The organism is Microbacterium sp. M3 (assembly GCF_033548675.1).
Taxonomy (GTDB): Bacteria; Actinomycetota; Actinomycetes; order Actinomycetales; family Microbacteriaceae; genus Microbacterium; species Microbacterium arthrosphaerae.
This window is the reverse complement of record NZ_JAWTZT010000007.1, coordinates 1-22,421: the sequence shown is the minus strand read 5'-3', so window position 1 is coordinate 22,421 and position 22,421 is coordinate 1. Positions and strand designations below refer to the sequence as shown.

At 69.3% G+C, this 22,421-nt stretch carries 19 protein-coding genes; 12 read left to right on the top strand and 7 right to left on the bottom strand.

The features are described from left to right. Positions 1–432: 432 nt before the first annotated feature. On the bottom strand, positions 433–1,887 hold the full coding sequence (gene dnaA / locus R8Z57_RS16490) for a chromosomal replication initiator protein DnaA (protein WP_318354876.1): 1,455 nt from the start codon (positions 1,885–1,887) through the stop codon (positions 433–435). 309 nt (positions 1,888–2,196) lie between these two features. Here dnaA and rpmH point away from each other — a divergent pair, with 309 nt between their 5' ends. The 9 genes from rpmH to R8Z57_RS16445 all read left to right on the top strand — a co-directional run bounded on the left by rpmH (position 2,197) and on the right by R8Z57_RS16445 (position 11,079). Next, positions 2,197–2,334, top strand: coding sequence for a 50S ribosomal protein L34 (rpmH, locus tag R8Z57_RS16485; RefSeq protein ID WP_005054680.1), 138 nt, complete (start codon positions 2,197–2,199; stop codon positions 2,332–2,334). Positions 2,335–2,342: 8 nt separating this feature from the next. After that, on the top strand, positions 2,343–2,678 hold the full coding sequence (gene rnpA, locus R8Z57_RS16480; RefSeq protein WP_318354875.1) for a ribonuclease P protein component: 336 nt from the start codon (positions 2,343–2,345) through the stop codon (positions 2,676–2,678). Next, the gene (gene yidD, locus R8Z57_RS16475; RefSeq protein ID WP_318354874.1) at positions 2,675–3,031 is read left to right on the top strand and encodes a membrane protein insertion efficiency factor YidD; all 357 of its coding nucleotides are present in this window, start codon (positions 2,675–2,677) and stop codon (positions 3,029–3,031) included. Before rnpA ends, yidD begins: the two co-directional genes overlap by 4 nt. An 8-nt stretch (positions 3,032–3,039) precedes the next feature. Beyond that, positions 3,040–4,170: a membrane protein insertase YidC gene (gene yidC / locus R8Z57_RS16470; RefSeq protein WP_318354873.1), complete on the top strand. Its 1,131-nt coding sequence runs from the start codon at positions 3,040–3,042 to the stop codon at positions 4,168–4,170. 63 nt (positions 4,171–4,233) lie between these two features. Continuing rightward, positions 4,234–4,767 carry a protein jag gene (locus R8Z57_RS16465; protein ID WP_318354872.1) on the top strand — a complete coding sequence of 178 codons (534 nt, stop codon included), beginning with the start codon at positions 4,234–4,236 and terminating at the stop codon, positions 4,765–4,767. 39 nt (positions 4,768–4,806) lie between these two features. Beyond that, complete coding sequence (gene rsmG / locus R8Z57_RS16460) at positions 4,807–5,433, top strand: 16S rRNA (guanine(527)-N(7))-methyltransferase RsmG (protein WP_318354871.1); 627 nt, start codon at positions 4,807–4,809, stop codon at positions 5,431–5,433. Positions 5,434–6,856: 1,423 nt separating this feature from the next. Further along, positions 6,857–7,204, top strand: coding sequence for a GIY-YIG nuclease family protein (locus R8Z57_RS16455; protein ID WP_318354870.1), 348 nt, complete (start codon positions 6,857–6,859; stop codon positions 7,202–7,204). Between the two features lie 1,998 nt (positions 7,205–9,202). After that, positions 9,203–10,132: a ParA family protein gene (locus R8Z57_RS16450; protein WP_378722948.1), complete on the top strand. Its 930-nt coding sequence runs from the start codon at positions 9,203–9,205 to the stop codon at positions 10,130–10,132. Then, a complete protein-coding gene (locus R8Z57_RS16445; RefSeq protein ID WP_318354868.1) occupies positions 10,132–11,079 on the top strand; it encodes a ParB/RepB/Spo0J family partition protein in 948 nt (315 codons plus the stop codon). Before R8Z57_RS16450 ends, R8Z57_RS16445 begins: the two co-directional genes overlap by 1 nt. 88 nt (positions 11,080–11,167) lie before the next feature. On the opposite strand, the gene R8Z57_RS16440 is transcribed toward R8Z57_RS16445, so the two are convergent. Then, positions 11,168–12,457, bottom strand: coding sequence for an RNA polymerase sigma factor (locus tag R8Z57_RS16440; RefSeq protein WP_318354867.1), 1,290 nt, complete (start codon positions 12,455–12,457; stop codon positions 11,168–11,170). Between the two features lie 56 nt (positions 12,458–12,513). Here R8Z57_RS16440 and R8Z57_RS16435 point away from each other — a divergent pair, with 56 nt between their 5' ends. Further along, positions 12,514–12,864, top strand: a complete 351-nt coding sequence (locus tag R8Z57_RS16435; RefSeq protein WP_318354866.1) for a tryptophan synthase subunit alpha — start codon at positions 12,514–12,516, stop codon at positions 12,862–12,864. 9 nt (positions 12,865–12,873) lie between these two features. Here R8Z57_RS16435 and R8Z57_RS16430 read toward each other — a convergent pair whose 3' ends face one another. The 5 genes from R8Z57_RS16430 to R8Z57_RS16410 all read right to left on the bottom strand — a co-directional run bounded on the left by R8Z57_RS16430 (position 12,874) and on the right by R8Z57_RS16410 (position 19,021). Then, a complete protein-coding gene (locus R8Z57_RS16430) occupies positions 12,874–13,290 on the bottom strand; it encodes a YciI family protein (protein WP_318354865.1) in 417 nt (138 codons plus the stop codon). Between the two features lie 214 nt (positions 13,291–13,504). Further along, on the bottom strand, positions 13,505–13,828 hold the full coding sequence (gene trxA / locus R8Z57_RS16425; protein ID WP_318354864.1) for a thioredoxin: 324 nt from the start codon (positions 13,826–13,828) through the stop codon (positions 13,505–13,507). 93 nt (positions 13,829–13,921) lie between these two features. After that, positions 13,922–14,926: a thioredoxin-disulfide reductase gene (gene trxB, locus R8Z57_RS16420; RefSeq protein WP_318354863.1), complete on the bottom strand. Its 1,005-nt coding sequence runs from the start codon at positions 14,924–14,926 to the stop codon at positions 13,922–13,924. Positions 14,927–15,074: 148 nt separating this feature from the next. Next, positions 15,075–16,688: a murein biosynthesis integral membrane protein MurJ gene (gene murJ, locus R8Z57_RS16415; RefSeq protein WP_318354862.1), complete on the bottom strand. Its 1,614-nt coding sequence runs from the start codon at positions 16,686–16,688 to the stop codon at positions 15,075–15,077. Beyond that, a complete protein-coding gene (locus R8Z57_RS16410; protein WP_318354861.1) occupies positions 16,685–19,021 on the bottom strand; it encodes a DUF6049 family protein in 2,337 nt (778 codons plus the stop codon). The genes murJ and R8Z57_RS16410 overlap by 4 nt, the downstream gene beginning before the upstream one ends. 190 nt (positions 19,022–19,211) lie before the next feature. On the opposite strand from R8Z57_RS16410, the gene R8Z57_RS16405 reads away from it, so the two are divergent. Both R8Z57_RS16405 and R8Z57_RS16400 read left to right on the top strand, forming a co-directional pair. After that, entirely contained in the window at positions 19,212–20,735 is a 1,524-nt protein-coding gene (locus R8Z57_RS16405) for a methyltransferase (RefSeq protein ID WP_318354860.1), read from the top strand. A 125-nt stretch (positions 20,736–20,860) separates the two neighbouring features. Next, positions 20,861–22,288, top strand: a complete 1,428-nt coding sequence (locus R8Z57_RS16400; protein ID WP_318354859.1) for a CCA tRNA nucleotidyltransferase — start codon at positions 20,861–20,863, stop codon at positions 22,286–22,288. Positions 22,289–22,421 lie beyond the last annotated feature (133 nt).

Here is a 22,421-nt window from a genome sequence, read left to right as displayed (position 1 = left end):
GCCAGCCTCGAAGATTGCCAGTCCCGGGTTCGCCGGGACGGCGTGCCAGGACGTTCTCCACCGCAAAGGTGATCGGACGGGTTTCTCTTCATGGATTTCTTGTCATGGTGTTAACGGCTGTGGAAACTGTGGACAACCTCTTCGATCTCAGTCGGGAGAAGAAAACCACACGCGTGTGAGTTGTGGAACGGCTGCGGACGGAGATCGGGATGACGGATGCCGCGGCCCCCGGCATCCGCAATCCATCCACAGGCTTCCCACCCTCGTTCACAGCCGTTTCCGCAGCCTCGTGGAGTTATCCACAGGTTTTCCACACTGTGCAGAACCGGAATGATGGCCCTGCTGCCAGCGGCTGTCAAGAACTTCTTGGGGCATATGCGCCGATGGGCCCGCGCGTCTTCACGCACGAGCCCATCGAAGGGTGTCCCGGGTTCAGCGGCCGTTGCGGCCGAGCTGCGCGGTGATCTCGGTCACCTGGTTGTAGATGGAGCGGCGCTCCTTCATGAGCTCGCTGATCTTCTTGTACGCGTACATGACCGTGGTGTGGTCGCGGTTGCCGAAGAGCTGGCCGATCTTGGGCAGCGACAGGCTCGTGCGCTCACGACACAGGTACATGGCGATCTGCCGCGCCTGAGCGACCTGCTGCGAGCGGCTCGAGCCGTACAGGTCGTCGACGGTGAGCTTGAAGTACTGCGCGGTCGCCGTGATGATGTCGGTCGGCGAGATGACGTTCGCGTCGTCCTGATCGACGATGTCGCGCAGCACCGTCTGCGCCAGCGACATATCGAGCGTCGAGCGGTTGAGGCTCGCGAACGCCGAGACGCGGATGAGCGCGCCCTCGAGCTCGCGGATGTTGCTCGAGACGACGGTCGCGATGTACTCGAGCACCTCGTCGGGGATGTGGAGTCGCTCGGACTGCGCCTTCTTGCGGAGGATCGCGATGCGGGTCTCGAGGTCGGGCGCCTGGACGTCGGTGATGAGGCCCCACTCGAACCGGCTGCGCATGCGGTCCTCGAAGCCCGTGAGGTGCTTCGGCGGCACATCGCTCGTGATCACGACCTGCTTGTCGTGGTCGTGCAGCTGATTGAAGGTGTGGAAGAAGGCTTCCTGCGTCTCGGCGCGACCCTGCAGGAACTGGATGTCGTCGATGAGGAGGATGTCGACGTCGCGATACCGCGCCTGGAATGCCGAGCCGCGGTTGTTCGCGATCGAGTTGATGAAGTCGTTCGTGAACTCCTCGCTCGAGACGTACCGCACGCGGATGCCGGCGTACAGGCTCAGCGCGTAGTCGCCGATGGCGTGGAGGAGGTGGGTCTTGCCGAGACCCGAGTCGCCGTAGATGAAGAGCGGGTTGTACGCCTTCGCGGGCGCCTCGGCGACGGCGACCGCTGCGGCATGCGCGAAGCGGTTGGACTGGCCGATGACGAAGTTGTCGAACGTGTACTTCGGGTTGAGCCGGGTGTCGCTGCGCGAGACGGATGCCGCCTCCGCAGGTTCTTCCATCGGTGGGCGTCCGATCGACGGCATCGCCGGCGCGGCGGCGGGGGCGGATCCGCCGGTGGCCGCCGCCGACGTGATCGAGATGGGGACCGTCAGATGCGCGTCGGCGAGCTCGGGGTTGACCACCACCCGGAAGGTCGAGGCCGGATTCTGGTCGTCCTGCGCGACCCGGGTGAGAGCCTCGAGGATCGGCGCCCGCATGCGCTTCGTGAACTGCGCCGCCGTGAGATCGTTGGGAACGTCGAGGTACAGGGTGCCGCCCATGACGCCCTGCGGCACGGCGAGGCTGATGAAGCCGTGGAGCTGCGGAGTGATCCGGTCGTCCTGCACGAGTTCGTCGAGAACGGCGGTCCAGACGGGAACATCTGGAACTTCGTGCGGTGTCATGGCCCCCCCGGGATGTTGATGACTCCACCGGATGCCGCGGAAACGTCGGCCCGAGCCTGTGGATAACTGCCGGAGCCACGCTAGTCAGGAGGCGTCGCGTGAGCAAACTCCACTGTAGAACCGGCCTGCGTGTCGGTGCCAGGGTCGGATGGCCGCGCGGTGCATAATGACACGTTCTGCGCTCGGTTTGAGTTCTCGGGCGTCTCGACGTAGCCTTAATCGGTTGACTTATGCCCTCGTGGCAGTCGCCCCTGTACACACGTCCCCGGTCTCGAGCGTCCCGGTGACACCTGATCGGAAGTAATCCTCATGAGCAAGCGCACCTTCCAGCCCAACAACCGTCGCCGCGCCAAGAAGCACGGCTTCCGCGCCCGTATGCGCACGCGCGCCGGCCGCAGCATCCTGTCGGCTCGTCGCGCCAAGGGGCGCACCGAGCTCTCGGCCTGAGCCGAGCGGTGCTCGCGAGGCCGAACCGACTGACCCGCGGAGCGGAGTACAAGGCCGTTGTCCGTCGGGGTCGTCGGTGTGCCGGAGCGCACACCGTCACCTATGTCAGCCGCGCCGTGACCGATGGTCCGGCGCGGTTCGGCTTCATCGTGAGCAAGCAGGTCGGCGGCGCCGTCGTCCGCAACACCGTCCGCCGTCGGCTCAAGGCGCTGTGCTTCGCGTCGATCGACGCGGTGGCGCCCGGCAGTGACGTCGTGATCCGCGCTCTTCCCAGCGCCGCGTCCGCCTCCTACGCCGAGCTCCGCGGCGACGTGGAGAAGTGCCTCACCCGGAGGTCGGCATGAGTGTGCTGCCGGCCTACGCCCTCGGCGATGCGCGGTTCGAGGCATCCGATCTCCTGCGCAGCGTGCCCCTCCTCCCCCGCAACGCCGCGCTCGCTCTTCTGCACGGGTACCGTGCCACGATCTCGCACGCGTACGGCGACGTCTGCAAGTACTACCCCTCCTGCTCGGCCTACGCGGTCGGTGCGGTGCAGCAGCACGGTGCCGTCGTCGGGTCGGCGCTCACGGCGGCGCGCCTCGTGCGCTGCCACCCCTGGGCGGCCGGCGGCGTCGACGACGTGCCGCCCCGCAAGAACTTCCGGCATGCGCTGACCCCCCACGGGTTCGTCGTGCCCGGCCCCACCGGAAAGGACTGATCCACCGCATGGATCTCTTGTCAGCCCTGGCCTCGACGCCGTCGCCCTCGGCCCCGGCCACCAACGGAGGATTCGACCTCTTCGGCATCATCCTGTGGCCGCTGAAGTGGCTGGTCGAAGCGGTGCTCGTCTTCTGGCACTGGCTGTTCACCGCGATCGGCCTGCCGCCGGCGGACGGCATCACCTGGGTGCTCGCCATCGTCGGCCTTGTCATCGTGGTGCGCTCGGCGATGATCCCCCTCTTCGTGCGGCAGATCAAGAGCCAGCGCAAGATGATGGAAATCGCTCCTGAACTGCGAAAAGTTCAGGAGAAGTACAAGGGCAAGCGTGATCAGCTCTCTCGCGAGGCGATGAGCCGCGAGACGATGGCGCTGTACAAGAAGCACGGTACGACGCCGGTCTCGAGCTGTCTGCCGCTGCTCGTGCAGATGCCCGTCTTCTTCGCGCTCTTCAGCGTGCTCAACGACGTCACGAAGCACTACGACGCGGGCACCGGCGGTGTCGGCCTGCTGAACGCGACGCTCACGGCCGAGTTCTACAACGCGAAGCTGTTCGGCGTCGCCTCGCTGCACGAGACCCTCATCGACGCGGTGAACACCGGAAACACGCCGGCCATCATCATCCTTGCGACGCTCGTCGTGCTGATGATCGCGTCGCAGTTCTTCACTCAGCTGCAGATCATCTCGAAGAACCTGTCGCCCGAGGCCAAGACCGGCCAGGCGTACCAGATGCAGAAGATCATGCTCTACATCCTTCCGCTGGGCTTCATCTTCTCGGGTGTCTTCTTCCCGCTCGGCGTCGTCATCTACTGGTTCGTCTCGAACCTGTGGACGATGGGCCAGCAGTTCCTGGTGATCCGCGAGATGCCGACCCCGGGTTCGGACGCCGCGAAGGCGCGCGAGGAGCGCCTGGCTCGCAAGGGCAAGGCGATCGACGCCTCGGGCAAGGTCGTGCCGATGGAGAAGTACCAGGCCGAGCAGCAGCGTCTGTACGAAGAAGCTGAGCGGGCAAAGGCCGCCGCTCCCAAGCGCCAGCAGCCGGTCAGCAAGCAGCGCGCCAAGAAGCAGGCGCAGAAGCAACAGGGTCCGAAGCCCGCCGGTCAATCCTCGGGTGACGCCGACTCCGGCGCCGGCTCCTGACACCGCCCGCCACAGCACGGGCTTCTGACAACGATTCGCCCCCGATCTCTCGAGGACCACGACATGAGCACCTCCCCCGACATCGCATCGACCGCCGTCGGTGACAGCGGCGCCCGCGACGACCGCACGCCCGCCACTGTCGCCCAGCTCGAGGAAGAAGGCGACATCGCCGCGGACTTCATCGAGGGGCTTCTGGACATCGCCGATATCGACGGTGATCTCGACCTCGACGTGCGAGCCGGTCGCGCCTACGTGTCGGTGGAGGCGCCGGCGGGCGGTTCGGTTGCGTTGATCGCCGCACCCGACACGGTGCAGGCCCTGCAGGAGCTGACTCGCATCGCCGTGCAGAACCGCACCGGGCGGTTCTCGCGCCTGATCCTCGACATCGGCGGGTCGCGCGACGCGCGTCAGAACGAGCTCACGGTGCTCGTGGACCGTGCGATCGCCCGTCTGGACGACGGCGCCTCGCAGGCTTCGCTCCCCGCGATGTCGAGCTATGAGCGCAAGGTCGTGCACGACATCGTCGCGGAGCGCGGGTTCGTGTCGGAGTCGTACGGCGAAGGTGCTGAGCGTCACACGGTGATCCGTCGCGGCTGACGCGGCGTTTCACGTGAAACATCGGTGGACGGGGCCGGCGTGACTATTGAGATCGAGCAGGAGCCGGTCGCCGCGGCGGAGATCTTCGGCGATCGCATCGAGGTGGCCCGCCGCTTCGCGGATGCGCTTGGGCAGCATGGCGAGGAGCGTGGGCTGATCGGGCCCCTCGAGCCGCCGCGTCTATGGTCGCGCCACATCCTGAACAGCGCGATCATCGCCCCTCTCTTTCAGGGGCGAGTGGGCGATGTGGGGTCGGGTGCCGGACTGCCGGGCCTCGTGCTCGCGATCGCGCGACCGGATGTCGAGTGGGTCCTCATCGAGCCGATGGAGCGTCGCGTGGCGTGGCTCTCGGAGCAAGTGGCCGATCTGGAGCTCGACAACGTCGAGGTTCTGCGTGCTCGCGCCGAGGACTGGAAGCGAGGTCCCGTGCTCGATGCGGTGACCGCCCGCGCCGTGAGCGCGCTGCGCACCCTCGTTCCGCTCACCGCTCCCCTGGTGCGAGACGGCGGTGAGCTGATCCTGCTCAAAGGCACGAGCGCGTCGACCGAGATCGAGGCCGCCGAGAAGCAGCTGCGCAAGTTCAAGGTGACCAAAGCCCACGTCGAGATCGTCGGCGAGGACGTCCTCCCCGAGCCCTCCCGAGTGATCCGCGCCACCGTCCGCTGACCGTCCGGCCGTTTCACGTGAAACGGTCCGGCTTTCCCGCCGTTGCGGCGCGTGGTGTTGCGAGTCGGGTGTGTACTTCGCGACCCGGGTGCGGCGGGAATCTTGTGCCGCCGGTCGAGTAGCGACGAAGGGGCGGATCGAGAGACCCATTGCCCGGGTTCTGCGGGTGTGCGGCGGAGTGCCGTTCCCGCCGGTCGAGTAGCGAGGCACGAGCGTATCGAGACCCTTGCTTGTCGGGGCGCCTGGTCTGGAGGCGGTCCTTGGAGCGCCGGTCGAGTAGCGACGAAGGATCGTATCGAGCCCATTTGCTGGTGCTTGCGTTGTGGCGCGTGTCTAGGGGCGCTGGTCGAGTAGCGACGAAGGAGCGTATCGAGACCCGACTTCGAGCCCGGTAGGTTCGGCCCCGGTTTAGTTCGCCGGTCGAGTAGCGACGAAGGAGCGTATTGAGAGCGATTCCCTGGGCTCTGGGGGTGTGCGGCCGTGCGCCGTTCCCGCCGGTCGAGCAGCGACGAAGGAGCGTAGCGAGACCTTTCATGAAGGCTCGCTGGCGTGTCGGCCGCTCGGGCCCGCCGGTCGAGTAGCGACGAAGGAGCGTATTGAGAGCGATTCCCTGGGCTCTGGGGGTGTGCGGCCGGGTGCCGTTCCCGCCGGTCGAGCAGCGACGCAGGAGCGTAGCGAGACCTTTCATGGAGGCTCGCTGGCGTGTCGGCCGCCCGTGCCCGCCGGTCGAGTAGCGAGGTACGAGCGTATCGAGACCCATTCCTTGGGCTCTGCGAAGTGGCGTGCTTCTTGTTCGCCGGTCGAGTAGCGACGAAGGAGCGTAGCGAGACCTTTCATGAAGGCTCGCTGGCGTGTCGGCCGCCCGTGCCCGCCGGTCGAGTAGCGACGAAGGAGCGTATCGAGACCCTTGCTTGCGCTTTGCGGTGTGGCCCGTGCCCGGGTTGCCGGTCGAGTAGCGAGGTACGAGCGTTCCGAGACCGATTCGTTGGGCTCTGGCGGTGTGCGGCGGTGTGCCGTGCCCGCCGGTCGAGTAGCGAGGCACGAGCGTATCGAGACCCATGGCCTGGCCGCCGCGGGTGTGCCAGCGGTCTTGTGCACCGCCGGACGAGTAGCGAGGTACGAGCGTTTCGAGACCGATTCGTTGGGCTCCGGCGGTGTGCGGCGGTGTGCCGTGCCCGCCGGTCGAGTAGCGAGGCACGAGCGTATCGAGACCCATGGCCTGGCCGCCGCGGGTGTGCCAGCGGTCTTGTGCACCGCCGGACGAGTAGCGAGGCACGAGCGTATCGAGACCCCATCTTGAGCCCCAGAGTGACCACGTCCTCTTGAATCAGCCCTCTCCTCCCCCGCAGGCCAGTCACTCTCCTTGCTCACCGAATGGACCCAATCGCCGCCATGGACGCAGCGGAACCGGGATGATCCTCGAATGGCATACATGTACATCCTGGAATGCTCGGATCGATCGCTCTACGTCGGCAGCACCCTCAATCTGGAGTACCGGCTCGCGCAGCACCAGAACGGTGAAGGCGCGCTCTACACGCAAACGCGACTTCCCATTCGCTTGCTGTACTTCGAAGAGTTCGAACGCGTCGACGCTGCGTACCGTCGGGAGAAGCAAGTGCAGGGATGGGGTCGTGCGAAGCGTCTCGCCCTCGTTCATGGAAAGCTCGACCGGTTGCCGCCGCTTGCAAAGAAGGTGCCACGGCTCGATGTTTCACGTGAAACGGCGAAGGAGGCTGGCGCGTCCGCGCCTGGGGCTAGCGGTGACGGTTGATGCCTCTTCCGGATTGGCGGCGGGCAGGAGTGATGGTGTTTCACGTGAAACGGTGCGCGAGTCCGCGCAGAGCCGAACCGCGAGCAGCGTGCGAGGTTTCGGTTCAAGAGGGATGGCTTTGGCCGACTCGAGACTTGATTGAGGGACGCAATCCGCATGACGCACGCAGGAGGTCTTCACGTGAAGCGCCGCGTGACTGTGGCACTCCGGGGTCGAGGCTGGTGGCAGCGATTGGCGCTCGAGGAATCGCGAAGCCGGGGCGTGGCCGGACAGGATCGCCGATCGACTGATGGTGCGTCACGGGTTGAGGCACGCCGACCAGCGTTTCACGTGACGCACGCCGCAAGCCCTTCCTCGGGCCGGTCGAGAGCGAGGGCGCGCTGAAGCTTCTCTATGCGATGGTGAGCGCAAGCGTGATGTCGGGGCCACCGGGCCCTGTCGGTGGCAGTTCAGGACACCGCACCACGCTCGGTCGAGCCGCGAGCGTTTCGCGTGAAACATGCTCGGATCCACGCACGCGGTTCGGGGAGAGTGCGTGGCCGACGGTGAACGCATGAATGCACAGATCTTGGGGTGGACGGCTCACGACGTGAACCGAGGCATGTTTCACGTGAAACGGGTACGTGCGGCATGAGGTGTCAGCACCGCCGGTCGAAAGCCAGCCGCTGCGTGCGGGCTGTGGGAAAAGGTGGTGCGCGCGACCTGGCGCGCCGGCATCACCTGTCATCCCGCCGCCGTTACTCCTTCCGTTCACTCCCACGGTTCATCACGGGCTGCATTGTGGTGCCGGCACTGTGTGCCTCGATCGGACATCGGCTCACATCCGAGATCGCGAGAAGCCGGTGAGCTGACGGTCGGTTCGGGTGGGCTCGTCGCCACCCGCCCGGCCGACCTACTGGTGAGACATAACCGGTGTGACTGCGTGAGACGCGGGCCTCTCGCGATGCGCACTGCCTCGCCGCGTGAGCGGTGGTTTGCGAATGCCGAGAGTCGGAGGTGCGGTCCCGGTGCGCTCAGTGAGCGCTCCTCCACTGTCGGGTGCTCTGGTCCGATGCGAGCAGGTGCGGGTAGCTCTTGTGCGGAGCGCAGCACTGGTCTCGATACGCTCGTGCCTCGCTACTCGACCGGCGGGGCCGTGGGACAGGGTTGGCGGTGGGTCTCGATACGCTCCTTCGTCGCTACTCGAACGGCGAACCGCGCCCCAGAGTGCTCGATGCGGTGCTGGTTGACCCGCGGAGCCTGGGCCGAGGGTCGGGGCGGGGTCTCGATACGCTCCTTCGTCGCTACTCGACCGGCGGGGCTGTGGGACAGGGTTGGCGGTGGGTCTCGAGACGCTCCTTCGTCGCTACTCGAACGGCGAACAGCGCCCCAGCGTGCTCGATGCGGTGCTGGTTGACCCGCGGAGCCTGGGCCGAGGGGCGGGGCGGGGTCTCGATACGCTCCTTCGTCGCTACTCGACCGGCGACGGGGGCCGGGGTATCGACGTGCTCGTGTCTCGGTGCTTGACCCGGTGAGCGCAAGGCGTGGGTTGGGGCGGGGTCTCGATACGCTCCTTCGTCGCTACTCGACCGGCGACGGGGGCCGGGGTATCGACGTGCTCGTGTCGCGGTGCTTGACCCGGTGAGCGCAAGGCGTGGGTGGGGGCGGGGTCTCGATACGCTCCTTCGTCGCTACTCGACCGGCGGGGCCGGGCTCGTGTGGTGGAGGTGGGGTCTCGATACGCTCCTTCGTCGCTACTCGACCGGCGGGAGGGTGGTTCGTGGGTTGGAAGCGGGGTCTCGATACGCTCGTGCCTCGCTACTCGACCGGCGGGGCTGTGGGACGTGGGTGCGAGGTGGGGTCTCGATACGCTCCTTCGACGCTACTCGACCGGCGACCGGGAAGCGATGTTTCACGTGAAACGGGCGGAGAAAGAGGAGCCGACGGAAGGGGGTGGGGGTGGGGCGGGATAGAGTGGGAAGCGTTGTTCACCGGCTCGCGAAAGGGAGAGTGTTTCACGTGAAACAGCCCGACGAGACCGAAGCTCCGGCATCCTTCTCGTTCGACGACTCACCGATCGCCCGGGAACTCGCGGACCTCAGCGCACGCCGTAAAGCGCTCGAAGACGCGAATGTCGAGCTGACCGGACGCACCCGCGTCGTCACGGTGTCGAACCAGAAGGGCGGCGTCGGCAAGACGACGACAACCGTCAATCTCGCCGCGGCACTTGCCGATCGAGGCGCGCGCGTCCTCGTGATCGACCTCGATCCGCAGGGCAACGCGTCGACCGCCCTCGGCGTGCCGCACACTGCGGACACGCCCAGTGTCTACGACGTCCTCATCGACGAGTTCCCACTCGCCGACATCGTGCAGGTCAGCCCGGAGTCGCCCAACCTGCTCTGCGCGCCGAGCACCATCCACCTCGCTGGCGCCGAGATCGAGCTCGTCTCGCAGGTCGCACGGGAGCATCGCCTGCGCACCGCTGTCGACGACTATCTCGCGAACCTCGATGAGCGCATCGACTTCATCCTCATCGACTGCCCGCCCTCGCTCGGGCTGCTCACCATCAACGCGTTCACCGCCGCCAGTGAGCTGCTGATCCCCATCCAGTGCGAGTACTACGCGCTCGAGGGCCTGAGCCAGCTGCTCGGCACCGTGCGCATGATCCAGAAGCACCTCAACCCCCGGCTGCACCTGTCGACGATCATCCTCACGATGTATGACGGCCGCACCCGCCTTGCCCAGCAGGTCGCCGACGAGGTGCGTGAGCACTTCCCCCGCGAAGTGCTCGAAACCGTGATCCCCCGGTCGGTCCGCGTCTCCGAGGCCCCCAGCTTCGGGCAGACCGTTATCGCGTACGACGGCCAGTCCGCCGGCGCGATCGCCTACCGCGAGGCGGCCGTGGAAGTCATCCGGCGCGACAGCGCCTCGAACGAAAAGGACGCCTGATGGCAGCGAAGCGCACCGGCCTCGGCCGCGGAATCGGCGCACTCATCCCGACGAACGAGCAGGTCGAGGAGCGCCCGGCAGACGTCTTCTTCCCTCGCCCGGTCGCCGTGGAAGAAGTACAGGACGAACTCGTCGAGGTTCCCGGCGCCCGGCTCGCGCACATCGACCCCCACGACATCGTCCCCAACCCGCGGCAGCCGCGCACCAACTTCGACCCCGAGCACTTCGCCGAGCTGGTGCACAGCGTCCGCGAGTTCGGTGTGCTGCAGCCCGTCGTCGTCCGCAAGAACGAGAAGGACCAGTACGAGCTCATCATGGGTGAGCGTCGCACGCGCGCCGCTCGCGAGGCCGGACTGACCTCGATCCCCGCGGTCGTGCGCGACACCGCTGACGAGCACCTGCTCCGCGACGCGCTGCTCGAGAACCTCCACCGCTCCGAGCTCAACCCGCTCGAAGAGGCGTCGGCGTACCAGCAGCTGCTCGAGGACTTCGGCATCACGCAGGAGGAGCTCGCCACCCGCATCGGTCGCTCCCGCCCTCAGATCAGCAACACCATCCGCCTGCTGAAGCTCCCCGTCCCGGTGCAGCAGCGGGTGGCCGCCGGTGTGCTCACCGCGGGTCACGCCCGTGCGATCCTCTCGCTCGAGGATCCGGCGGCGATGCAGCGGTTCGCCGACAAGATCGTCAACGAGGACCTCTCGGTACGCGCGGCGGAGGCCGCCGCGAAGCTTCCGGATGCCTCCCCCACCCGCGGTGCGAAGCCGCAGGCGGGCTCGCGCCGCGCCCACCTCGACGAGGTCGCCGAGCGACTCGGCGACCGCCTGAACACGCGCGTGAAGATCTCGCTCACCGCGAAGAAAGGGCAGATCAGCATCGATTTCGCGAGCATCCAGGATCTGAACCGGATTCTCGAAGAGCTCGGCGAGACCGGCTACGGCGCGAACTGATCCGAAATCGAGTCGAGTTCGTCTCTGAGCCGCTCGTCGGCCCTGGGGGATCTCGCCACCGTCGTTCCTCGCTCCCCGCTCGGTGCAATCACTCGATGGACGGGTCTGCGAGCGGCACGAGGCGGGCCGCGCGGCGGCGCAGCAGCTCCGCCTCAGCGTCGTTTCCGGGCAGGCCGGCGGCTTCGAGGAAGGCGGCGGTGGCGGCATCCGTCCGTCCCATCCGCTCCAGAAGCTCCGCGCGGACGGCAGAGTAGGGACGGAAGCCCGAGAGTTCGGGCTCGAGACCGTCGACGACCGCCAGCGCGGACTCCGGCCCCTCGGTCATCGACAGCGCCACGGCTCGGTTGAGCCGCACGACGGCGGAGGGCGCCAGTGACTCGAGTGCATCGTAGAGCCGCAGGATGCGCGCCCAGTCGGTCGCGGCGAAGCCCGGTGCCACGGCGTGGCATTCGGCGATGGCGGCCTGCAGTCCGTAGTAGCCGACGCCGCGGGAGGCGGCATCCGCTCTCCGCATCGCCTCGCGACCGCGGGTGATCGCCGAGCGGTCCCAGCGGCGGCGGTCCTGGTCTTCGAGGGTGACGGGCAGCCCCTCCGGGTCGACCCGTGCGGCGAACCGCGACGACTGGAACTCCATGAGTGCGATCAGCGACCAGATCTCCGACTCCCGGGGCATCAGGGCGGCCAGCTGCCGGCCGAGCCGAACGGCTTCGCGCGCGACGTCGGGGCGGACGAGCCCCTCCCCGTCTGCGGCCGAGTAGCCCTCGGTGAAGAGGAGGTAGATCACCTGCAGCACGCTCGCGAGCCGTGCCGGCCGTTCGGCGCGGTCGGGCACCTCGAACGCCACGCCCTCGGTGGCGAGCTGGCGCTTGGCGCGGACGATCCGCTGCTGCACGGTCGGCACCGTCATGAGCAGCGCCCGCGCGATCTGCTCGGTGGTGAGGCCGGCCACCGTCCGCAGCGTGAGCGCCAGCCGGGCCTGCGCAGGCAGCACGGGATGGCAGGCCACGAACACCAGGCGGAGCACGTCGTCGTCGATGCGGTCGGGGTCGGCGTCTTCGGGGACAGAGTCCACCGCCTCGACGGCCAGCGCCTCGGTGACGAACATGGGCTCTCGCTGGGCGAGGCGCTCACGGCGTCGCCAGCCGTCGATGGCGCGGCGCTTGGCGACCGACATGAGCCAGGCGCCGGGATTGTGAGGGATGCCGGAGGCCGGCCACGACGCGAGTGCCTCGACGAGCGCCTCCTGAGCGAGGTCCTCGGCCCATGCGAAGTCGCCGGTGTGCCTCGTGAGAGCGGCGACGATGCGGGCGGACTCGTCACGCCACACGGCCTCCACCGCGCGGCGCGCGTGGATGTCATGGGTGTCGCCCGTGGTCATCATGTCAGCGTAGGCGCGGGACGGCCCGCGAAGTCGGAACGGCGTCGTACCCTTGATTGGTGGCGAACGACGAGCAGACCCCGCGCCGGCGCGCGAGCCTGGAGCTGCTGCGGGCGGAGGCCTCCGACGAACTCTCGGTGCTGATCACCGAGCGCCTGCGGGCCGGTGAGGATCCGTGGGACTTCATGGACGACCTTCCCAGCGTCGACGAGCTGGTCGTGTTCATGCTGCGGGCCGAGAACATCGCCGCCGACGGCGGTGCGCGGCCGAACGCCAGTCGTCACTACCGCGTGCTGCGCCAGATCGCCCTGGACTATCCCCCGCTCACCCGCGCGGTGTGGGGCCTGCTCGGAGACACGAACACGCACCGCCGGTGGGATCCGACGGTGCGTGCCGAAGCGAGCTGAGTCAGGCATTCAGGCGTTGGCCGCGCGCCACTCCTGCGCCTTCTGCACCCACTCGTCGTTCTGATCGAGGTCGGCGAAGTCGTTCACGCGGCGCACCTCGAGCACCGTGCCGGGCCCCAGCGGGCACTTCCGGGCCCAGTGCTCGGCCTCCTCGCGTGAGGCGACTTCCACGATCCAGAACCCGGTGAAGACCTCGCGGGCCTCGGCGAAGGGTCCGTCGGTCTGCGCCGGCGGCACCGTGCCGAAGTCGAGCCGGAAGCCCTCGGAGGCGTCCGACAGACCCTCGGCGCTGAGGAACACCCCCGCCTTCTGCAGCTCTTCGTTGTATGCGCCCATGGCGGCATACATCGCCGGCACATCGGCCGCGGTGGGGTCGAACGCCGCGGCCGCCTCGGCCTCGACCTGCATGATGAACATGTAACGCATGGGGGTTTCCTTTCGTCGGAGGCCGGAAGGCCCGGTGCGGACTCGTTCGAGCCCTTCACCATGTGCGTCGAACCAGACTGCCCCAGATCGACACGGTTCCGCAGATTTCTTCAGAAAGGGTCGGATGCCTGCCGAGGCATACGACGAAACACCCAGATGAATAGAAGAAACCCCGCCGGAGCGAGCCGGCGGGGTTTCGAGAACGAGGAGCGGATCAGCCGATGTAGGCGGCGAGATCCTGCTCGAGGGCGAACTTCGGCTTGGCGCCGATGATCGTCGTCTCGACCGCACCCTTGTTGAACACCTTCATCGCGGGGATCGAGGTGATCTGGTACTTCATCGCGAGGTCGGGGTTCTCATCCACGTTGAGCTTCAGGATGGTGATCTTGTCGGGGTGCTCGGACTGGATCTGGTCGAGGACGGGCGAGACCATGCGGCACGGCCCGCACCACTCCGCCCAGAAGTCCACGAGCACCGGACCCTCGGCCTGGAGCACGTCCTGCTCGAACGTGGCGGAGGTCGTCGACTTGGCGGTCATGTGTCTTTCTCCTTCTGTGGAAAGTCTGTCCACGCTCATGTAACGCCACATGAGCGCGATGTGTTCCCGGCTTGAATCCGGATGCGATCGGCGCTAGGCGGCGGCGACGTCGGCTGCGGGCTCGGCTCCGGGAAGGCCGTCGATCTCGGCGGCGTCGGTCGCGGGCTCGCCCGCCTCGCCGAGGGCGGCGAGGTAGTGCTCGAGGTCGAGGGCTGCGACGGTGCCGCTGCCGGCCGCGGTGACCGCCTGCCGGTAGGTGGGGTCGATCACGTCGCCGGCGGCGAACACGCCCGGCACCGAGGTGCGCGACGAACGGCCGTCGACCGCCACGGTGCCCTCGGGGGTGAGATCGAGCTTGCCGTGAACGAGGTGGGTGCGCGGGTCGTAGCCGATCGCGACGAACACGCCGTCCAGCGGCAGCTCGCGCGTCGAGCCGTCGACGGTGTCCTTCAGGACCACGCCGGTCACGGCATCCTCGCCGAGGATGTCGGCGACCTCGGCGTTCCAGATGAACTCGATCTTGTCGTTCTTGAACGCGCGGTCCTGCATGATCTTCGAGGCGCGCAGCTCGTCACGGCGGTGGATCACGTACACCTTCGACGCGAACTTCGTCAGGAACGTGGCCTCTTCCATCGCCGAGTCGCCGCCGCCGACGACGGCGATCACACGCTCCCGGAAGAAGAACCCGTCGCACGTCGCGCAGTACGACACGCCACGGCCCGAGAGGCGGGACTCGCCCTCGATGCCGATCTTGCGCGGCGCCGAGCCGGTGGCGAACACCACGGCGTCGGCCTCGTGCGAGGCGCCGCTGCCGAGGGTGACCTTCTTCACCGGGCCGTCGATGTCGAGCGACACGACGTCGTCGTACAGCACCTCGGCACCGAACTTCTCCGCCTGCTCCTGCATCTTCGCCATGAGGTCAGGACCCATGATCGCCTCGGGGAACCCGGGGAAGTTCTCGACCTCGGTGGTGTTCATCAGCTCGCCGCCGGCCTCGACCGAACTCGCCACGACGAGCGGGTTCAGGTTCGCGCGGGCGGCGTAGATGGCCGCCGTGTAGCCCGCGGGCCCCGATCCGATGATGATGACCTGACGCACGTGCGCACCTTTCGTCGATGGAGTCTCACGGGGCGTCTGCTGACGGACGCGAAGGCTCCGGATGCCTCAACACATGGTAACCGCGCGGCATTCCACGGGTCGGCGGCCCGGGCCGGTTCACCGCGTCCGGAACCGACCGGGGCAGAGGTCAGCGCCGACCGGGCAGGAATCGGCGCACCAGCCCGCTCGCAACGGCCAGTTCCGGCGCGCGCAGCAGCGCGAGGAACCCGATGTACACGACGACCACGACGATCCCGATGATCGCTGCCCCGATGGCCCCGAGGAACTTGTCCGACACGGTCCAGCCGTCCACCCCGCCCAGGAGCTGGAACGTGAGCCACCCCGCGATGGCCGCCGGCACCGCAGCGAGGGCGAAGCGGCCGAGCGCGAGCATCCACGAGCCGACGTGGATGCCACCCAGCCGGCGGTGCAGCAGCCACGTGGCGACGACCACCTGGACCACGCTCGCGAAGGATTGACCCAGCGCGACCGCCGCCGTCAGCTGCGACGGCGGAAGCACCCCCTCGGTGAAGGCCCACAGTGCACCCCACGCTGTCAGCACGACGATCGCGCACTGCAGCAGCGTGAAGAAGAACGGCGTGCGCGTGTCGTCGTAGGCGTAGAACGTGCGCTGCACGACGAACAGCACAGCGAGGGGGATCAGGCTGACCAGGTAGCACAGCAGCACCCCCGCCGCAGCGGTCGCTTCGTCGGGACTGCCCGTGAAGATACGAGAGGCCGGGATGGCCGCGACGGCGAGGGCGGCCGTGGCTGCGACGACGAACAGTCCGAGAGTCCGGATGCTGCGACCGATGTCGCCGCGGACCTCATCGTGGCGTCCTGCGGTGGCGTGCTCGCTGAGCTGGGTGAAGTACGGGGTCCCGATCGACAGCACGATGATCGAGTAGGGCAGCATGAAGAGCAGCCAGGCGTTCCCCGCGACGAAGATGCCGGGGTCACCCTCGGGGATGTTCGACATGACGCGGGACTGGACGATGCCTGCGAGCTGGCCGGCGAGCACCATGAGGAAGGTCCAGCCCGCCAGCTTGCCGATCTGCCCGAGACCCACGCCCTTCCACCGGAAGTCCGGCCGGATGTGGAGCCCTGTGCGTCGCCAGAAGGCGAAGAGGATGCCGGTCTGCACGATGATGCCGAGCGTCGCGGTACCCGCGAGCACCGCGATCATCGTCGGCGTCCACACGGTGGAGGCACCGGCGGGACCGAAGAGCCAGATGAACGCCAGGAATCCCGCGATCGACACGAGGTTGTTCACGATGGGCGCCCACGTGTAGGGGCCGTACACCCGCCGTGCGTTGAGCGACTCGCCCACCAGCGCGAAGAGTCCGTAGAAGAGGATCTGCGGCAGGCACCAGTAGGCGAAGGCGGTGGCCAACGCCTGCTGCTCTGGTCCGAACGACGGCGCATAGAGTGCGACCAGCCACGGCGCGGCCAGCGTGGCGATCACGGTGGTGCCGAGCAGCACCACGGTGCCGAGCGTGAAGAGCTTGGAGACGAACGCGCGTCCGCCATCGTCGTGCGCCGCCGCCTTCACGATCTGCGGCACCACGACCGCACTCAGCAGGCCCGTCGAGATGATGGCGTAGATGTTGTTGGGGAGCTGATTCGCGACGGCGAAGGCGTTGCCGCCGGCGGAGACGGCCCCGACGGCGGAGACCAGCACCACCGCGCGGAGAAATCCCGTGAGGCGCGACACGATCGTGCCGGCGCCGATGAGGACGCTCGCCCGCCCGATCCCGCTCATCGCTTCCGCCCCTCGTCCGCTCCCGCATCCGGCACGCCGGAGTCTCCGCCGGTTGCAGGTGCCACGCCGGACCCGTCCTCGGCGCCGGCCACGGAATGGACGCCATCCGCCGCGGCGCCCACGGACCGGCCATCCGCCGCGGAGACCTCAGACCCATCCGCCGCGGCGGCCCCGGCCTCGGCGAGCGACCCGGCCCCGTCGGGAGACCCGGCCTCGCCAACCGCCTCGCCGTCCGCATCGCCGGCGGTCGCGGCATCCTTCCCCCTCCGCCGGCGGCGCATGCGCAGCACGGTGCGGGCGATGCCGACCAGGAGCAGCCCGCCGACCAGCACCGCGAGGGCTGTGATTCCGGCGGCCTCCCAATCGGCCCACACGTTCACCTCGACGGTCTCGGCGTCGCCGATCGCGACGAACGCGGGGCTGCGCAGCTGGAGTGTGAGGGTGACGTCGCCGCGTCCGACGCGGGCCTGCACCGGCACTTCGACGCGGGTGTTGCTCTGCGGGGTGGCGACGACCGGCGTCTCGCTCTGCACGTCGAGACGGAGGTTGTCGCGCGTCGTGTACAGCACCAGGTTGACGGGGTACGGGAGGTCGTTGCGCACCCAGAACCGCAGCGCCGCGCTCGAGCCGTAGAGGTCGCTGGGGCTGGTCGGGAGCAGCGCCACCGAGTCCAGCGTCTCGGCCGTCTGAGCGCGGTGATCGGCCAGGGCGCGCGGCCACGCGTCGTCGCCGATCCACGCGACGCCGAGCACCTGCAGCATCTCGGCACGCTCGGGTCCGGTGAGCAGCGAGGGCTGATCGAGGATCGTCGCGAACCGCGCGAGCGCGCTTTCGTCGTCGACGAGAGCGGATGCCGCGGCCGCACGCTCGGGGGTCTCGCCGAGCTCGGCGAGCTCGACGTCGCCTGGCGGGCTCGCCGCGAGGGCGACGAGGTTGCGCGGCACGACGCCCGGCGCGGAGAAGGCGGCAGTGATCGTCGCGCCGAGATCGACCCGGCTGCGGGCGTCGCCCCTCCCCACGGTGACCAGGAGCGGTCCGGTGGTCTCGGCGGTGGCGAAGGCGAGGTACGCGGTCGCCGCCGTCAGGGGTGCGCCCCGGAGCCAGTACTCCTCGCTCTCGGAGGCTTGTTCGAGCGCATGCGACACGTCGCTGTCGTAGACGAGGACCGCCGCGTCGCCCACGGCGCCGCGCGCGGGCACCGTACGGCCGTCGGCGCCCGCCGCGGTGGTGGCCGACGGCACGAGAGTGATCGGCGCGGTGCCGTCGGTCGCGAGGCCGGCGAGCTGCGCGACGACGCCGGCGTCGGCGGTGCCGCCGGCCGGCCAGAACACACCGGGTCGTGTGCCCGGTCCGACCGCCAGCAGCTCCTCGGTGGACGGCAGCGAACTCGTCGCCGCCGGGGTCGGCCCCGCGGTCGGGGTGGGCGTGGGGGTCGCGGTCGGGGTGGGCGTGGGGAAGTCGGCAGGCGACATGTACGCGGTCAGCGAGGTGGGCTGCAACGGGCGCGGGAGACCGGCGTCGAGCTGCGCGGTGATGTCGGCGTCGCCGAACTGCAGTGCGAACCGGGAGTTCTGCAGGGCGTCGAGGCGCGTGAGCCACATCAGCGCCGACTCGGGGGCGGAGTCTCCGAGCACGCGGATGGCCGCCGGCACGGCAGGGTCGACCGCGAGGATGGCGGGAGTTCCGGTGACGCTGTCGAGCTGAGCGGTGAGCGCGCCGTCCGGGGCGGTGAGCTCGGCCAGCTCGTCGGCCGTGAGCAGACCCTCGCTCAGCGGGCCGGCCGTGATGGGAACGACCACGCCGAGGCCGACGTCGGCGACCTCCTCGGAGGGCACGATCATCGTGCTGGTCGACGTGACGGTGCCCTCAGCATCCTGATACGACGCGACGAGCGGGTACACGCCGGGGGCACGACCGGCCAGCGCCGGGTCGTCGGCCGCGACCGTGATGCTGCGCACCTGCGAGGAGTCGGGCGCGATCGCGTCGAAGGTTGTCGTGCCCACCGGCACGAGACCGGGGACGTCACCGGTGCCCGCGAGCCAGTCGCCGAGCGCCTCGCGGTCGGCGATCGGGGCGGTGCCGAGTGCGAGCGTCACGGTCGTGCCCACCAGCTCGTCGACGGTGCCGTTCTGCAGCGAGATCGACGCGCTCAGGGCGTTGCCGGGGCGTACGACGCCGTTCGACACGGGCGCGAGTGTGAACACCGTCGTGCCGAGCGGGACGGTCAAGGTCCGAGTGGGGGACGGCGTGGGCGCGGGCTCGGTCGCGGCGGTCGCGGGGCCGGCCAGCAGCAGTCCGCCGAGCACCGCCGCGACGGCGACGGCTGCGGTCACGACACGCGGTGTGCGGCGGGGGGGACGCCGCAGTGCTCGCGTTGGGGTCACGATCATCCTGTCGGGGGGTTCGCTCCTGTGCGATGTCCTGACCGCACGATCGACTGCGATTCTACGGTCCGCGCCTCCGAGCTCCCCGGACGACGGGCCGGACGGGGCATCACGGGGCGTCGCGCGGTTGAATGGTCGGGTGCTCCCCGAACCCGACCCCGACCTCTGCCGCGCCCTCGCCGCCGACCTCCGCGACGCGGGCTTCACCGCCGAAGCGCTGCGCGACGCCTGGGGGCCCGCGGCTGACGACGCGATCGCGCGCGGCCTCCGCTCACCCGCCTCGCGGGCGCTCGGCGACCGTGACGACGCGCTGGCCGTGCTCGGCAGACTGCTGGTGCTCGGGATGCCGGCGGCCGCGGCATCCGTCGACAGCGCACTCGTGCGCACCGGAGCCGTGGGACTGGCGCGCCTGGGACTCGCCGAGGTCGTCGGCGACGCCGTGCGACCGCGCGCTGTGGTGCGTCCGCAGTCGTACACCGACGACTCGGGCTCGGGACAGTGGTGGATCGCGAGCGACCTCGACGAGGCGGCGCTCGGCGGGCCCCTCCCCGAGGACCACGTGCTCGGGGTGGGCGGTGCGTCGCTGACGCTCGCGGGCCTGCAGCTGCCGACGCCGGCCGCCCGGGGCCTCGACATCGGCGCCGGGTGCGGCATCCAGGCCCTGCGCTCCCGGGCGCAGGTCGCGCACGTGGTCGCCACCGACATCTCGCCGCGCGCGCTCGCGTTCACCCGGCTCAACGCTCTGCTCAACGGCGTCGACGGCATCGAGGTGCGGCTCGGCAGCCTGTTCGAGCCGGTCGCGGGCGAGGAGTTCGACCGGATCGTGTCGAATCCGCCGTTCGTGATCACGCCCCGCGTCGCAGACGTTCCCGCCTACGAGTACCGCGACGGCGGCATGATCGGCGACGACGTCGTGGCGGCGTTCGTCCGCGGCGTCGGGGCGCACCTCGCCCCCGGCGGCGTGGCGCAGCTGCTCGGCAACTGGGAGACCCGCGACGGCGTGCCGGGGCTCGAGCGCGTGCGGTCATGGGTCGAGTCGTCCTCCGTGGGGCTCGACGCCTGGGTGGTCGAGCGCGAGAGGCTCGACCCGCTGTCGTACGCCGAGCTGTGGGTGCGCGACGGCGGGACGCTCCCGGGCACGCCCGGCTTCGCGCGGCTCGTCGACGCGTGGCTCGACGACTTCGCCGCGCGGGGGGTGACCCAGGTCGGTTTCGGCTATCTGCTGCTGCGGCGGCCCGCCACCGGCTCACCGACGCTCGCGCGGTACGAGACGCTGCACACCGCGCTCGCCTCGGACGGCCTCGGGGGGCACCTGGCCGCCGCGCTCGCCGCCCACGATCGACTGGCGGAGCTCGACGACGCCGGTCTGGCGGCATCCGTCCTCGTCGTCGCAGGCGACGTGACCGAGGCGCGTCACCACCTGCCCGGCGCGGAGGACCCGACGGTGATCGAACTGCGTCAGGGCGGCGGATTCGGTCGCGCGCTCGGCGTGGACCCGGGCCTGGCCGCCCTCGTCGGCGCGTGCGACGGCGATCTGCCCGTGGGCGCACTCATCGACGCGATCGCCGATCTGCTCGAGGTCGACGCCGGAGCCCTGCGGGCCGACCTGCTGCCGCGCGTGCGCGAGCTGACGTTCACCGGGTTCCTCCGCTTCGCGGGCTGATTTGTCGCGCCGACGCGGTGAGCTCGGACGCGTTTCGAATCGCACACTTTGCAGCCGCGGGTCCGCCGGATCTGCAAAGTGCGCGATTCGAAACCGGTGAGAGCCTGCTCGGTAGGCTGGAACCCATGCTCAACATGGCCGAGGGCATCGCGCGCCTCGGCGCGCTCGCCGAGTCCCCCGTCGTCGCCACGCTCGCCCGCGCGTTCGCCGACGCCGGCTTCGACCTCGCGATCGTCGGCGGCCCGGTGCGCGACGCGCTCCTCGGCCGGCCGACCAACGACCTGGACTTCACCACCGACGCCCGGCCCGACGACATCCTCCGCGTCGTCACGCCGATCAGCTCGACCCAGTGGGACATCGGCCGCGCCTTCGGCACGATCGGCGCCCGCGTGCACGGCGAGCAGGTCGAGATCACGACGTACCGCGCCGACAGCTACGACGGCATCACCCGCAAGCCCACCGTCGAGTTCGGCGACACCATCGAGGGCGACCTGGTGCGCCGGGACTTCACGGTGAACGCGATGGCGCTGCGCGTGCCCGGGCAGACCCTCGTCGACCCGACCGGCGGCGTCGAAGACCTCGTCCGCGGCGTGCTGCGGACGCCGACCGACCCCGCGGTCAGCTTCGGCGACGACCCGCTCCGCATGCTGCGGGCGGCCCGGTTCGCGGCGCAGCTCGGGTTCTCGGTCGACCCCGGCACCGAAGCGGCGATGGAGGAGCTCCGGGCCACGCTCGAGATCGTGAGCCCCGAGCGCATCCAGGCCGAGCTCGTCAAGCTGCTCGCGACCGACGACCCCGTGCGCGGCATCCGTCTCCTCGTCGAGACTCGGCTGATCGACGAGTTCCTCCCCGAGATCCCCGCGCTGCAGCTCGAGGTCGACGAGCACCACCACCACAAGGACGTCTACGAGCACTCGCTGACCGTGCTGCGCCAGGCGATCGAGCTGGAGAAGACACGGAATCCGGATGCCGCGGCCGACGTGCCGCTGCGCCTCGCCGCTCTGCTGCACGACATCGGCAAGCCGGCGACGCGCCGGCTCGAGCCGGGCGGTGGCGTGACGTTCTACCACCACGACATCAAGGGCGCGCGGCTGGCCCGCAAGCGCCTGCAGGCACTGCGGTTCGACACTGCGACCATCGCCTCGGTGACGCGGCTCATCGAGCTGCACCTGCGCTTCTTCGGGTATTCGGAGGGCGCGTGGACCGACTCGGCGGTGCGCCGGTACGTGCGTGATGCCGACGCCGAGCTCGAGCGGCTGCACATCCTCACCAGGGCCGATGTCACGACCCGCAACGTGCGCAAGGCCAAGCGCCTCGCGAGCGCCTACGACGACATCGAGCGCCGCATCGCCGAGCTCGCCGCGCAGGAGCAGCTCGACGCCATGCGGCCCGAGCTCGACGGCAACCGCATCCAGGAGGTGCTCGGCATCCGTCCGGGGCGCGAGGTCGGCGAGGCCTACCGGTTCCTCCTCGACCTGCGACTCGACGAGGGCATCGTCGGCGAGGCCGAGGCCGAGCGGCGCCTGCGGGAGTGGTGGGCCGCACGGGCGTGAGCCTTCCGGTGTGACGCCGGGCCGCGGCATCCGATCGCGCCTCGTCGAGAACGTGCGATCTCGACGAGAACGCACGCTGTCGGCGCCGATGACGTGGCGGTTTCTAGCGGTCAGTGCAACATTCGCGGGCTGG